General features: G+C 51.4%; 15 protein-coding genes. 5 read left to right on the top strand and 10 right to left on the bottom strand.

The features are described 5' to 3' along the window. Positions 1-90 precede the first annotated feature (90 nt). From FUA23_RS11465 to FUA23_RS11475, 3 genes are all read right to left on the bottom strand, one after another. Positions 91-1,239 (bottom strand): AraC family transcriptional regulator, encoded by a 1,149-nt coding sequence (locus FUA23_RS11465; RefSeq protein WP_147930885.1) that lies wholly within the window; start codon positions 1,237-1,239, stop codon positions 91-93. A 175-nt stretch (positions 1,240-1,414) separates the two neighbouring features. Further along, positions 1,415-2,413, bottom strand: a complete 999-nt coding sequence (gene dusB, locus FUA23_RS11470) for a tRNA dihydrouridine synthase DusB (RefSeq protein ID WP_147930978.1) — start codon at positions 2,411-2,413, stop codon at positions 1,415-1,417. A 499-nt stretch (positions 2,414-2,912) separates the two neighbouring features. Next, on the bottom strand, positions 2,913-3,887 hold the full coding sequence (locus tag FUA23_RS11475; protein ID WP_147930886.1) for a KpsF/GutQ family sugar-phosphate isomerase: 975 nt from the start codon (positions 3,885-3,887) through the stop codon (positions 2,913-2,915). Positions 3,888-4,190: 303 nt separating this feature from the next. Here FUA23_RS11475 and FUA23_RS11480 point away from each other — a divergent pair, with 303 nt between their 5' ends. Genes FUA23_RS11480 through FUA23_RS11490 form a run of 3 tightly spaced genes read left to right on the top strand, consistent with a single transcriptional unit; the run spans position 4,191 to position 7,599 of the window. After that, positions 4,191-6,407: a RecQ family ATP-dependent DNA helicase gene (locus FUA23_RS11480; RefSeq protein WP_147930887.1), complete on the top strand. Its 2,217-nt coding sequence runs from the start codon at positions 4,191-4,193 to the stop codon at positions 6,405-6,407. A gap of 14 nt (positions 6,408-6,421) precedes the next feature. Continuing rightward, a complete protein-coding gene (locus FUA23_RS11485; RefSeq protein ID WP_147930888.1) occupies positions 6,422-7,150 on the top strand; it encodes an RHS repeat-associated core domain-containing protein in 729 nt (242 codons plus the stop codon). A gap of 11 nt (positions 7,151-7,161) precedes the next feature. Then, positions 7,162-7,599, top strand: coding sequence for a hypothetical protein (locus tag FUA23_RS11490; protein WP_147930889.1), 438 nt, complete (start codon positions 7,162-7,164; stop codon positions 7,597-7,599). Positions 7,600-7,657: 58 nt separating this feature from the next. On the opposite strand, the gene FUA23_RS11495 is transcribed toward FUA23_RS11490, so the two are convergent. After that, positions 7,658-7,996, bottom strand: coding sequence for a helix-turn-helix domain-containing protein (locus FUA23_RS11495; RefSeq protein WP_147930890.1), 339 nt, complete (start codon positions 7,994-7,996; stop codon positions 7,658-7,660). Between the two features lie 177 nt (positions 7,997-8,173). Between FUA23_RS11495 and FUA23_RS23115 the strand changes: the two genes are divergently transcribed. Further along, a complete protein-coding gene (locus tag FUA23_RS23115; protein ID WP_147930891.1) occupies positions 8,174-8,533 on the top strand; it encodes a CHC2 zinc finger domain-containing protein in 360 nt (119 codons plus the stop codon). On the opposite strand, the gene FUA23_RS11505 is transcribed toward FUA23_RS23115, so the two are convergent. From FUA23_RS11505 to FUA23_RS11515, 3 genes are read right to left on the bottom strand one after another with little or no spacing between them, the layout of a single operon-like run. Further along, positions 8,508-8,630 (bottom strand): helix-turn-helix domain-containing protein, encoded by a 123-nt coding sequence (locus FUA23_RS11505; RefSeq protein ID WP_147930892.1) that lies wholly within the window; start codon positions 8,628-8,630, stop codon positions 8,508-8,510. The genes FUA23_RS23115 and FUA23_RS11505 overlap by 26 nt on opposite strands. Continuing rightward, positions 8,627-9,037 carry an IS3 family transposase gene (locus FUA23_RS23120; RefSeq protein ID WP_147930893.1) on the bottom strand — a complete coding sequence of 137 codons (411 nt, stop codon included), beginning with the start codon at positions 9,035-9,037 and terminating at the stop codon, positions 8,627-8,629. The genes FUA23_RS11505 and FUA23_RS23120 overlap by 4 nt, the downstream gene beginning before the upstream one ends. A 20-nt stretch (positions 9,038-9,057) precedes the next feature. Beyond that, complete coding sequence (locus FUA23_RS11515; protein ID WP_147930894.1) at positions 9,058-9,336, bottom strand: transposase; 279 nt, start codon at positions 9,334-9,336, stop codon at positions 9,058-9,060. Positions 9,337-9,593: 257 nt separating this feature from the next. On the opposite strand from FUA23_RS11515, the gene FUA23_RS11520 reads away from it, so the two are divergent. Beyond that, entirely contained in the window at positions 9,594-10,385 is a 792-nt protein-coding gene (locus FUA23_RS11520; RefSeq protein ID WP_147930895.1) for a hypothetical protein, read from the top strand. Positions 10,386-10,393: 8 nt separating this feature from the next. Here FUA23_RS11520 and FUA23_RS11525 read toward each other — a convergent pair whose 3' ends face one another. The 3 genes from FUA23_RS11525 to FUA23_RS11535 form a co-directional block, all read right to left on the bottom strand. Next, positions 10,394-10,690, bottom strand: a complete 297-nt coding sequence (locus FUA23_RS11525; RefSeq protein ID WP_147930896.1) for a DUF3817 domain-containing protein — start codon at positions 10,688-10,690, stop codon at positions 10,394-10,396. A 166-nt stretch (positions 10,691-10,856) separates the two neighbouring features. Continuing rightward, positions 10,857-11,612, bottom strand: a complete 756-nt coding sequence (locus tag FUA23_RS11530) for a thioredoxin family protein (RefSeq protein WP_222707028.1) — start codon at positions 11,610-11,612, stop codon at positions 10,857-10,859. Positions 11,613-11,652: 40 nt separating this feature from the next. Next, positions 11,653-12,195, bottom strand: coding sequence for a TlpA disulfide reductase family protein (locus FUA23_RS11535; protein ID WP_187270989.1), 543 nt, complete (start codon positions 12,193-12,195; stop codon positions 11,653-11,655). Positions 12,196-12,633 lie beyond the last annotated feature (438 nt).

Below are 12,633 nucleotides of genomic sequence, written 5' to 3' on the forward strand. Positions count from 1 at the left end.
AAACCTAGGCGCATCCCCGTTCCGGAGAGTCCCGATAGCTCTGAACTGTACAAATTGAAACCGATTGAAGGATTTACCCTGAGATTTTCTTTATCCCCGGTGTGCTTTCCGGTAAGCATTGGGCGTAACGCCCGTGATTTTCTTGAAGGAATTGTAATAGGTGGACTTGGAGGAGAAGCCGCACTCCAGGCCAATCGCCAGGAGACTGTAATTGGCGAAGTCGTCGTCCAGAATGAGTTTCTTGACGTCTTCTACCCGGTGCCGGTTTATGTAAGTGGCAAAGTTGTCGTCGGTAGCGGCATTGACGATCTGAGAAACATAACCCGGGCTGATGTCAAGCATCTTCGCTACCGATGCCCGGTCCAGGCTACTGTCCCGGTGGATCTTGTGCTCAAGGCAAAGGTTACTCAGCGTTTGAAAGTACTTATTTTCCTGCGGCGGAACGGTTAGGTTTTGCACAGCGTTGCTGCTTTTTTTGAGCAGTGGTACAGAGGGGGCAGGGGGTGCTGCAGTGGCCGGCTTATGGTAAGAAAGCAGAACCCTTATTTTCTCCCGGTCGTTGGCAAGTTTTAGCCTGAATACTCCGGAATAGGCGATCCAGTGAATCAGCAGCGTCGAGAAAAGGGCCAGCACCTGCATCGCGTTGGTCAGTCCGGATTCAATGAACGGGCTCAACAGGATCGCCAGGAGCCAGGAACCCAGAAAAATGATCTCAAAAATCCACAAGCAAGTGAGCCATCTTCTCACCTGCTTACTCGCTGCGTGTTGGATGATCCGGTGCGTTTTAACCAGAATGAAGGGAATGAGGACCAGAGTAATTAAAAAAGCAACCAGCCCAGCAACGTTACTGACTATGCTGACGATGGGATCGGTGGGATGTAGTCGCGTTGCGTACTCATCGAACGCACTGGTCAAAATCAGGAAAAGCACCGGAATAAACAGCCATTTCGGCTTCCGGCTTTTCTGCAGGGGATGACCAACCTTAGCAACTACGAAAAGCAGGACCAACACCGGAAACAGCAAGGCAGAGTCCACTACGTCAATGACGCCAAGAAAGGGGTAGCGTTCAAACGCCTGCGCGTCGTCCAGTAAGAGATTCAACAGAGACAACGAAAGCGAGAAAATTGCGAACGCGAGGTAGCGGTTGGCGTTGCTTCGGAAAAGAGGAGGAGACAAGAGGATAAGGCCAACCACAATTCCCTGAAAAATGGCAATACTGAGGAGGGCTAAACTGATCATCAGGGCTGTATCTGTGGGGGCATCGGCCGACCAAAAAAGGTCTGCGTCCCGAGCGAAGGGTGTGTTTCTGGCCCGGGGTTGGGGCCCAAACAGGCAACGCTTACTCCCTGAGGTAGCTGTGCCGCTGTTCCGGATTTTAGATCACTTTAACGGTTGGCAGAGACTCGTGCCTGTTTTACACCAACAGTGTATCTACCCCGGCGTAGATTTTTCGCATTTCCTCGAGTACCTTGAATAGCGTCTCCGGCTCGTACTCGGAAACGAGTGTTTTGCGGTATTCCTTCACGCCGGGCAAGCCGCGGAAGTAATTGGTGTAATGACGGCGCATTTCCAGAATGCCGAGTTTCGGCCCTTTCCAGTCGATGCTGCGGCGGAGGTGGTCGCGGGCCGCATCAACGCGCTCATCGATATTGGGCGGAGCCAGTATTTCGCCGGTAGCGAAGTAGTGCTTGATCTCCCGGAAAATCCAGGGATTGCCGATGGCGGCACGGCCAATCATGATACCGTCCACGCCGTAGCGGTTGCGGTAAGCTTCGGCTTTTTGCGGCGAGTCGATATCTCCGTTTCCGAAGATGGGAATGGTGATGCGCGGGTTGTCTTTGATGGCGCCGATGAGGGTCCAGTCGGCTTCGCCTTTATACATCTGTTTGCGGGTACGACCGTGGATAGAGAGGGCTTTGATGCCCACATCCTGCAGGCGTTCGGCTACTTCTTCGATGTATTTCGTGTTGTCGTCCCAGCCCAGGCGGGTTTTAACCGTCACGGGCAGGTTGGTCCGGTCAACGATGGCTTTCGTGAGTTTGACCATTTTGGGGATGTCCTGCAAAATGCCGGCACCAGCACCTTTGCAGGTTACTTTTTTAACGGGGCAGCCGAAGTTGATGTCGAGCAGTTCCGGTTGCGCGGCCTCAACGATATCGGCGGCTTTTACCATGCTCTCGATGTTGGCTCCGAAGATCTGAATGCCGATGGGCCGTTCGTAATCGTAGATGTCGAGTTTTTCGACACTTTTCGTGGCGTCACGGATGAGGCCCTCGACACTGATGAATTCAGTGTACATCAGGTCGCAACCCTGCTCTTTGCAGAGGGCACGGAAGGGAGGATCGCTCACGTCCTCCATGGGAGCGAGCAGGAGGGGGAATTCCCCGAGTTCGATGTCGGCTATTTTTACCATAGGCTTTGCGGATGCAAAGATAATAACCATTGAAGTAGGGTGGAGGTTCTGGAGTCTGGAAGCGCTACGCTTTGAGTCGGGAGTCTGGAGTCTCGAGTCTGGAGGCGCTGCCGCGTGACTCCCGACTCAAGACTCCCGACTCCCCAACTCCCCAACTCCCGACTCCCAAACTCCCGACTCACAAGGCGAGGCCGCAGGTACAAGGGGTGTTGAAAGGCAGGGTTTGGCCTTGTCGGGTATGAAGGAGAGAGCTTTTTGCTTCGTCCCGATGAAAGCATTGACGGTAGGGACGGACTCTAAAACCTTTCTTCGCACCTGCGTTCGCGCCGCTTTGGAGTTTCGAGTCGGGAGGCGCTTCGCTTGGAGTCTGGAGTCGGGAGTCTGGAAGCGCTACGCTTTGAGTCGGGAGTCTCGAGTCGGGAGTCTGAAGGCGCTGCCGCGTGACTCCCGACTCCCGACTCAAGACTCAAGACTCCCAAACTCCCGACTCCCAAACTCCCTAAACCAGTCCTTCCCGGATGAGGTCATGCAGGTGCAAAAAGCCGAGGTACTCGCCGGCCCGGCCGGTTACGACCAGCTGGCTGATGTTGTGGGTTCGTAACGACTCCAGCGCCTTGATGGCCAGGGTGTCGTGATCGACGGTTTTTGGGTTGGTCGTCATGATTTCGGCTGCGGTAACCTCCTCGAGGTCGGGGTTGCCGTTGAGCATGCGGCGCAAATCGCCGTCGGTAATGACGCCCGCCAGGAGGCGGGAGCCGGGGAAGAGGACTGCCGTTGCACCGAGACGTTTACCGGTCATCTCCAGCAGGATCTCCCGGAGGGGGCTGTCGGTGTTCACGGCCGGAACCTGGTTGTTTACGTAGAGGTCGGAGACCCGGAGGTAAAGTTGCTTGCCCAGCGAACCGCCGGGGTGAAAACGGGCAAAATCGTTGGGCTTGAAGCCCCGCAGGGCCAGCAGGGCCGTGGCCAGAGCGTCTCCCATTGCCATTTGGGCCGTAGTGCTGGCCGTAGGGGCAAGGTCATTGGGGTCAGCCTCGCGGGCAACGGGGGTAAGCAAAATGTGGTCGGCAAGCTGGGCCAGACTACAGTCTTCGCGGCTTACCATAGCAATGAGGGGATTGCCGGACTGGCGAACCAGCAGGGCCAGCATCTTCAACTCGGCGGTTTCTCCACTTTTGCTAAGGCACATAACGAGGTCTTCTGGCCTTACCATCCCGATGTCGCCGTGAATTGCGTCTGCGGCGTGTAAAAAAAGCGCAGGTGTGCCAGTGGAATTGAGCGTGGCCACAATCTTTTTAGCTACGATCGCCGTTTTACCTATTCCGCTAACAACCAGTCTGCCGGGCGAACTATACACCTTGTTGACGCAGGCCACGAAGTCTTCTCCGATGGTGTCCACCAACGAAAGCAGGGTTTGCCCTTCTATTTGAAGTGTATTCCGGGCAACACGAATGATTTGGCTTGTATTTTTCACGTAAAAGTGTATTTTTGAGCGCCGTTAGAGAAATCTTCTCTTGTTTTGACGAAGATTTCAGTCGATTTTTGCGGTCCAAGAAGAAGTAATCTCATTTTAAACCCTTAATTTAACAACCGGGTTGGCCTAGTTGCCTTTCCTCCATCGCCTATTACTTTGCCCATTTAATATTTTGACAAATCTTTCATCCGGCGGTACTGCAAAGGTATCGCCCTGAGTTTAAAACAATCCGACGCCGTTTTTCCATAGGAATTTATACGGTGAGCATGACGTACATAAGATTCGGAGCAAAGCGAATATAAAATGACCGCAAAACCAGTAAACAGTCACCTCGAACAAGCATTGTTTGATCATTTCGGATTTGATACCTTCAAGGGTAATCAAAAAGCCATCATCGAAGCTCTTTTCGAAGGGCGCGATACGTTCGTTATCATGCCCACTGGTGGTGGGAAGAGTCTTTGTTACCAATTGCCTGGCCTGATGATGGACGGTTGCGCACTGGTGATTTCTCCCCTCATTGCGCTGATGAAAAACCAGGTAGACAGCATCCGGTCTTACGGTGATAATGATGCTGTTGCTCACTTCCTGAACTCGTCGCTTTCCAAGACTCAAATGCGGCAGGTAAAAGAAGACATTACCAGCGGACAAACGAAGTTGTTGTTTGTAGCTCCGGAGACGCTGACCAAAGAAGAGAACATTGAGTTCTTTCGGGAGTCGAACATCTCTTTTGTTGCCATCGACGAGGCGCACTGTATCTCTGAATGGGGACACGATTTCCGCCCTGAATACCGCAGAATTCGTGAGATGCTCGATGAAATCGGTCACCAGATTCCGATTATTGCCCTTACGGCAACTGCTACCCCGAAGGTACAGTCGGACATCGTGAAGAACCTGCGGATGGGGGAGAATCACGCCACCTTCGTGTCCAGCTTCAACCGCGACAATCTTTACTACGAAGTCCGGCCCAAGGGAAAGAAAGAATATACCTTCAAGCAAATCATTCAGGTCGTCAAAACGATGCCCGGTGAGAGTGGGATCATCTACGTTCAGAGCCGTAAGTCGGCCGAAGAAATTGCCGAAACTTTGCGCGTAAACGGCGTGAAGGCACTGCCTTACCACGCCGGCCTTGATCCTAAAACCCGTTCGCGGACCCAGGATGAGTTCCTGATGGAAGACACCGACGTTATCTGTGCCACCATTGCCTTCGGGATGGGGATCGATAAGCCCGACGTTCGCTTCGTGATCCACTACGATATCCCGAAGTCTATTGAAAATTATTATCAGGAGACCGGCCGTGCCGGCCGCGACGGACTGGGAGGCAAATGCATTGCTTTTTATGCTTACAAAGACATCCTGAAGCTGGAGAAATTCCTGCGCGACAAGCCTCTGATGGAGCGCGAAATGGGGGCCCAGCTGATGCAGGAGGTAATGGCGTACTCAGAAACGACCGCTTGCCGCCGCCGCTTCCTGCTCCACTACTTCGGAGAAGAGTACGACGAGAAGAACTGTGGCGAAAAATGTGATAACTGTCGCCACCCGAAGGAGCGCATTGAAGCCAAGGACAAGCTGGTTGCTGCGCTCAAGGCCGTTATTGAACTGGACGAAAATTATCCGCTGAAAACCCTGATTGAGTTTGTACTCGGTAAGGAAACCAAGCAAATGAAGGACTACCGCTTCACTACCCGTGCCGGCTTCGGTTTCGGGAAGGGAGAAGACGAAGTGATGTGGAGCTCGGTCTTCCGGCAGGCATTGCTCAACAACATGGTCCGTAAAGACATCGAGAGCTACGGCACCATCAAGATGACGGAGCAGGGGCATGCTTTTCTGAAGAAACCCGTCAGTTTCGAAATCCCAATCGATCACGATTTCGAAAAAGAACTGGCTGCAGATATGAAAGATGCGGCCGATGACGCCCGCGCTGTAGTACTGGACAAAGCGCTTCTGCTCGCGCTCAAAGACCTGCGTAAGAAAGAATCCAAGCGCCTTGACTTGCCGCCTTTTGTGATCTTCCAGGACCCGTCGTTGCACGAAATGGCTACGCGCTACCCGATTACGCTGGAAGAAATGAAGAACATCAACGGTGTTTCCATTGGTAAGGCGAAGCGTTATGCTACTCCCTTCCTGATGCTGATTGAGAAATACGTTGAGGAGAATGATATTAGCCGACCGAACGACTTTGTGGTGAAGCAAGTGGCCAATAAGTCGAAGAAGAAAGTCAATATCATCCAGGCGGTAGATCGTAAAATCCCGTTGGAAGACATCGCCTCCGGCAACCAGCTGAGCATGGATGAGTTGATGGAAGAAATGGTCTCGATCGTGCTCTCCGGAACGAAGCTTAACATCGATTACTACATCGAAGATGAAGTAGACGAATACAGCCTCGAAGAAACGACAGACTATTTCATGCAGGCTGAAACAGATGATCCCGACATCGCCTTCCAGACGTTGAAGGAAGAAGACATCACCATCGAGGAAATTAAGCTCGTTCGGATCAAGTTCCTCTCGGAAGTGGCGAACTAGAATTGGTTGGGATTTTGCGGGAGTTTTTAGGGGTGGATCCGCTGGCTAGTGACTACGCAGCTTGGAGTCCTTACAACTACGTAGAAGACAATCCGATCGGCAAGACTGACCCTGATGGGCGTAGTAGTGAAGATTGTTGCGGAGGACCAACAATTGCAGATGAGATAATACCAAGTTTAGTTGCTGCAGGCAAGCAATTAACTCACAGTATTAGTCGAAATGCACAAATAATTTTTGGAGGTAAGAAACCAGAGGATATCCCATATCGTACCTACTCTACGGAATGGGATGGTGAGCGCTCTGTTGTTGTTTACTCGGAAAGTAGTGTTGAGCCTTCTACCGCAAGTAGAGTATTCGATAACACAACTTCTGGATTAGTATTAGCGGGAGCGGTGCCGTCCTCTGGAGCAGTATTGTCTGCAAAGAGTGGGGTAGCTGCGGCGGGAATTGCTGAAGCTGCAAAGAGAGCAAGAGTTCCTGCTGGAGAGACGTGGGCTAAATTGTCAGATATGGTAGACGGGGCATCAGTAAGTGGTCAGAGGGGAGGAACGTTTACCACAGGTAATCCAAATGACTATATGCGAATAGTGGGAGGTAGCCAAGGAACACCTCCCGTTGGTAATGCTAGTACTGGGCGGCCAGACTTCATGATTTTGAAACCGAGGCCGAACCCTAAAAAGGAAGCTCTTGATGGATTGATTCAATTGATGGGAGGAAATGCATTCAATCCCCCAGGGATATAAATAAAACAAACATGAAGAAAATTATATTTCCGTTGCCACCCGATCTTTCCGCTTTCTTAGAGGAAGGTGGTGAAACTATAAGTCAACTGGGGGAGCATACTTTTGTAGTAGATAAGGAGAAGGTAATAACTTTAGGTTCACTAAATTTTCCTGATCCAGTCGATACATTAGGTTTTGAGGTATGGCTTTGGACAGAGTTCGCAAAGGAGTCTTTATTCAATAGGGTGCCTCATGGAGGTGATAACTTCTCATGTAAAGGAAAGATTGTTTCTTTCATTGATAGTTTACCTTGTTCTGTAACCTTGCTGTTTAATCGTGATCCTGAGTATTTTTTATATCCATCTATAAGGCTTGAATCTAAGAGTGTGTTTTCTAAATGGGTGAATGGTGAAAGTATAAGTTCCAAATTTTTATCTAATATTAGTGAACTTGGGTCAATACCAACCTGAGAGTAACAGGAGTACAAAATCTATAGTTTCCCTTTTTCAACGATTCTGAAAGCCGAAATCACCTTGCGGCGTAAGTCATCTGCACTTTAGCATCCCGGATATAAGTATCGATCAGATCGTAGAGGATCTTCTTTTTATCACCGGCCAGTAGTTCCAGTTCCGCGAGTCGTTGGAGGTTCTGACTGTTCAGCTTTTTGGCTGAGTCTTTGCCCGCGAGGTAATCCAGGCTGACATCGAGGGCATCAGCAATTTTGCGTGCCACTTCGAGCGAAGGGACGGCGTCGTCCCGTTCGTATTTACCGATCATGACGTGGGAACTGCCCGTTTGTTTAGCCAGTTGGCTGCGGGAGAGTCCTAAATGTTCCCGTCGTTCCGCGATGATTTTACCGGTTGTCATGTCTGAAAGGGTATGAAAATACTTGATTTTGCTTGTGCAGGTCAAAAATACGGAACTAAAGGGTAAAAAAGAAGCCAATACTTTCTTTGCTTTAATGTCTTAAAGGGTATGTTTGTGTCCGATAGTTACAGACTCAATTTTTTCTTCACTTGAAAAAAGAACTGAAATCAACCAAATATGACCATCCCCGCCATAAAATCTACTCTCTCGATCCAAACCGTCCTGGCTCACTACGGGCTGAAAGCGGGAGCAAAGGGTGCGATGAAATGCCCCTTCCACGATGACAAAGCGGCTTCGATGAAAGTCTACCCGGACACGAACACGGCTTACTGCTTCGCGAGGAGCTGCGAAGTACAGAGCGTGGACGTCATCGACTTCATTCTGTACATGGAAAAGTGCGATAAGCGGACGGCGATTATGAAGGCGAAAGAGTTGTGCGGCGGGCCGATAGTGAAAGCGGCAGCGGGAAAGCCTGAGCGATATTCTTGGCGATGTCGACAGACGGCGTACGCTAGCCACGTTCGTAGCGGCCGATGATGGCTTGGGAGGTACCGATCTTTTGGGCGACCTCGTCCCGCTTCATGCCCTTCTCTTCTCTGATAGTTTTTAGTCGAAGTCCGAAATCTGCGCTCATAATGTGCTAGATGTTACTGTTTTGTACTTGATAACGCTAACATAGATTTCATCCGGTGCTCTGGCTGGCTCCCTTTCCAGTAATAAATTGGGACTACGCCTTAAGTTCGGGTGAGTTCTCGTCGTCTTGGGAACAAATGATTTAGGCTGAATCGCCCGTAATCCGTGGTCTGCCAGAATAGTTCGAACTGTTTGACGACCTACTTGAATTCCATCGTCAGCCAACTCCGACACCAGACGCCGGGTACCATATCTGCGTTTGTGAAAGTGAAAAGCCGCAATCAATTTACGGGTTATTTCGCTTTGTGATGACGTGACCGAAACGCGTTCGAAACGGTCATAGTAACTGCTCCTGCTGACCCGCATCAACTCACAAAGTAAGGAGATCGAGTGAGCATTTCCGTGCATCTCAATAAACCGGTAGCGGTCTAATCGAGACGGCTGAAAATGCTCAATGCTTTTTTTAAAATCTCATTTTCTTCTTTCAACCGCTTCATCTCCTTGCGAAGCTGTAGGGTCTCTGCAGAAGGACCCGTGGATCCTCCTTTAGACTGCTTCTTCCAGCGGTGAAGTAGACTTTGCCCCCCCCCCAGAGATGTAGATAATTCCGCTACAGAACGACCTTGTTCCATCTGACGGATTGCCTCCGCTTTGAAGGCCGCGTCGTACTTTCGGTACTTCTTCTTTGTATTCGCTTCTTGTTTCATTAGACTGAAAATTACAAAAATTTTCTGTCCGGTATTTCAGGACCATCTCAGAGAAGAATACTTCAAAGCAAATTATCTCAGATGTACGGGGTGAGCACCTGATTGCAGCTGCCACGCCACCCATCGGGTAGCTCAAGTTAGACGGACTAAGCCTCCGCTACGGTTTTGCTATCAGATATTACGGCGCGAACGCAGGTGCAAAAAAACGTTGAAAGGCAGTGCGAAGGAATTCGCCTGGCGTTTCTAACTTTGTTCTTATGACCTCACTATGCACCCGCGACCGCGCCCAGATGCCGGCTTTATTTCCCTTAGTTCTTTTATTATCTCTGTTTTTTGCCTGTGATCCCGCTCCGCGGGATATCCGGGATTATTACTTCCCCGCCCGCGAATTGGCAGAACGGGGGCTGGTGTACGTATACGAAAACACGGGTTCGCTGCCCGGCCCCGATCAGGAATTTACCTACTGCCTGGGGGTGGCTCAGGATACAGCGCTCTTCCTGAGCGTAACCCAGTATGATGGGAATTTCAGCCCCCGCCAGCAAACCCGGCAGGAAATAAAAAATGACGGAGTGTACATCCGTGACCTCATGTTACTACAAACCGACAGCTCAGGAGTACCTGTTCCCGTAGCGACAGAACTCCTCTACGACCGGGCTTTCCCGTTTTACCTAAACGGTATGACGGACAATGCAGCCAACGGCTACCGGCTCCGCTTCCAGGCTCCCTCCAACGAAACAACGACTACTTATGTCTCACTGAACCGGACAGTGCGGGGAGATACCTCCATCACGGTGTTGGGCAAAAGCTACCCGGCTATTGTGTTTGACCTGGCCGGAGAGGTGAGTGAACGGGATACTGAGCTGGGAGACATCAGCCCTCAGTTTACCGGGTTCGAGATTTATGCAAAAGGCCTTGGTCTGGTAGAATACCAGCGCGTGCTGAGTGTAGGCGCCACCCTGGGGGGGCGGCTAACGGAGCGTGTAGATATGGATACTTTCCTGGAACGGGTGGAGCGGCCCGCCGAAGACCACAGTACACACGGGCATTAATACACTAGCTATTCACGGAACAGCTTGACGTCGGCCCAGAATGTCCCGAAGGGAACGATAGAAGCCAAAAGGCCGAGGCCGATCTTTTGCCAGCTCCATTTCCGGTCGATGCCAACGTTGAGAACGAGAAAGCAATAGCTGATGAACAAGAGGCCATGAACCATGCCGATGGCCTTGTTGGGGCCGGGCGTGTCGTACCAGTACTTCAGTGGCATGGTAACGAAGAGGATGAGCAGGAAGGAAACTCCTTCGATGAAGCCCAGTACACGCAGGCGCCCAAGTTGGTTGCTTAGTAGTTTTTGCATGGCGCAAAGGTCTGTAATTCAACCGTAAGCTACCGTCAGGAGAAGGTAAGTTTAAGCCTGTCTACACTCAGTGTAGACAAAGAAAAGCGCCCTGCAGACCAATACGGTTTACAGGGCGCTGTGTTTTGCCGGTAGATTATAGCGGGCCGTCAATCATGGCGGGTTGTTAGCTGTGCTTGATCGGGCAGCCGATCGCCTTAGTGTAAGTTACCCCGGGAGCTTCGCCTTTGCTTAGCGCTTTGAGTACATCTTCTACGTAGCTTGTCTTTACGCTACTCGCGTCACGCGCGTTATCGTCGATGGCTCCGATGTAGCGAACGGCGAGATCCTGATCGAGAACGAAAACGTGAGGGGTACGCACGGCACCGTACTGCGGGAAGATTTCCTGTCCTTCGTCCATGAGGTATACGAAGGGGAAGTCTTTTTCTTTGGCGCGGGCCTGCATGGCCTCCATGCTTTCCTGACCGGCACCGCCGTTGGAGTTGATGGCAACAACAGGATAGCCTTTAGGCGCCCACTTGTTGTGCAGCTCGATCAGGCGGTCTTCGTACATTTTGGCGAAGGGGCATTCGTTGCAGGTGAAAGTTACAACGTAGCCTTTGGCATCGGTCATTCCTGCCAGAGAGACCATTTTGCCGCTTACGTCTTTGAGGTTGAAGTCGGTAGCGGTAGCTCCGATTTGGTAACCGCCGATCTCTTCGAGGGTTTTGGTTTGCTCGGGGCCGCCGCCTCCGCCACGGGGCGGGCCGGGGCGATCACCGGGGGGCGGCCCCGGGCGGTTGCCGGGAGGAGGTCCGGGGCGATCGGATTGCTCCATGGCTGTTTTGTCGTTAGAGGTTCCGCTGCTCTTGCAGGAGGTGGCCACGAAAAGGCCCAGGCCCGCAATAAGCAGGAGTTGGAAGGAAATATGCTTGATTTTCATTGATGAATTTTGGTGGATGATGATTTAATGACTGAGCGCTCTACTGGTTAATGGAGGCTACAGCGGCTTCCAGGTCTTCCAGATCGGCAAATGGCCGGGCAAAGAAAACGCTGGTGTCGCGATTGAAGATCAGGGTGGCGGGGATGGCCCCCGACCAGGCGGGGTCTACCCGGGGAATCCAGCTGTTGGCATCTGGTGCGTCGAGCAGGACTACATCGGAGCGGAAAATTTTTCGTGTATTCAGGAACGGCAGCAGCTTGCTGTCTATGTCTTTGGGGAAGTCCATACTAACCAGCAGGGCGGCGGTTTTTTCGCCAGCATGTTTGGCTAGGAAACGCTCAAAATAAGGCAACTCCTTTACGCAGGGTGCGCACCACATTGCCCAGAAATTGACGATGTAAGTGGAGTCACTGCTGGTGTAGAGGCGTTTTTCTAATTCTGCAAAGTCGTAAACCGATACTTCCGTTACAGTATCCCGCACTGGTTCAGGAAGCGTTGGAGCCGAGGCCTGAGAGATGGACTGGCCGCAGGCCAGGTACAGGAAGGAAACAAGAATTGCAGCTACTGAAAGTAGTTTGTGCATAGAACTGATTTTACCCTTTAACCCCGGGAAACGGAGGAGGTTTGTTCTTTGACTCAGGAAAACGATGAATCCTTCGCTTTGCAACAGCGCATTTTTCCGAGGCATGTCTTTACTTCCTGGCTGAAGCAGCCTCCGGCTGCGGAGGTGATTCCGTGACGATGACCAACCAGCTTCTGCCGCTATAGCTTGCGGCTTGCTTGGGCTACTCTCGCTCAGAAAGCGACTTGGCCGGGTGCCGTCAGGTGGTGAAATAAAAAAAGATGCCTTTTGGAGCCGGGTTTCGCAGGAGGTTTTCTTTCGTATTTGTTGTTACGGAAGTATTCCTTCGCTTTACGCAGCGCCAAAAGGCATCAGTGATCTATCCTTGCTTATACCGGAACCAAAGTGGTTTGGGACTTTATCGCTTGTTATCGCGGCGTCTGGCAGCGTTGTTGAAAA

Origin of the sequence: Neolewinella aurantiaca (assembly GCF_008014675.1) — a bacterium.
Taxonomy (GTDB): domain Bacteria; phylum Bacteroidota; class Bacteroidia; order Chitinophagales; family Saprospiraceae; genus Neolewinella; species Neolewinella aurantiaca.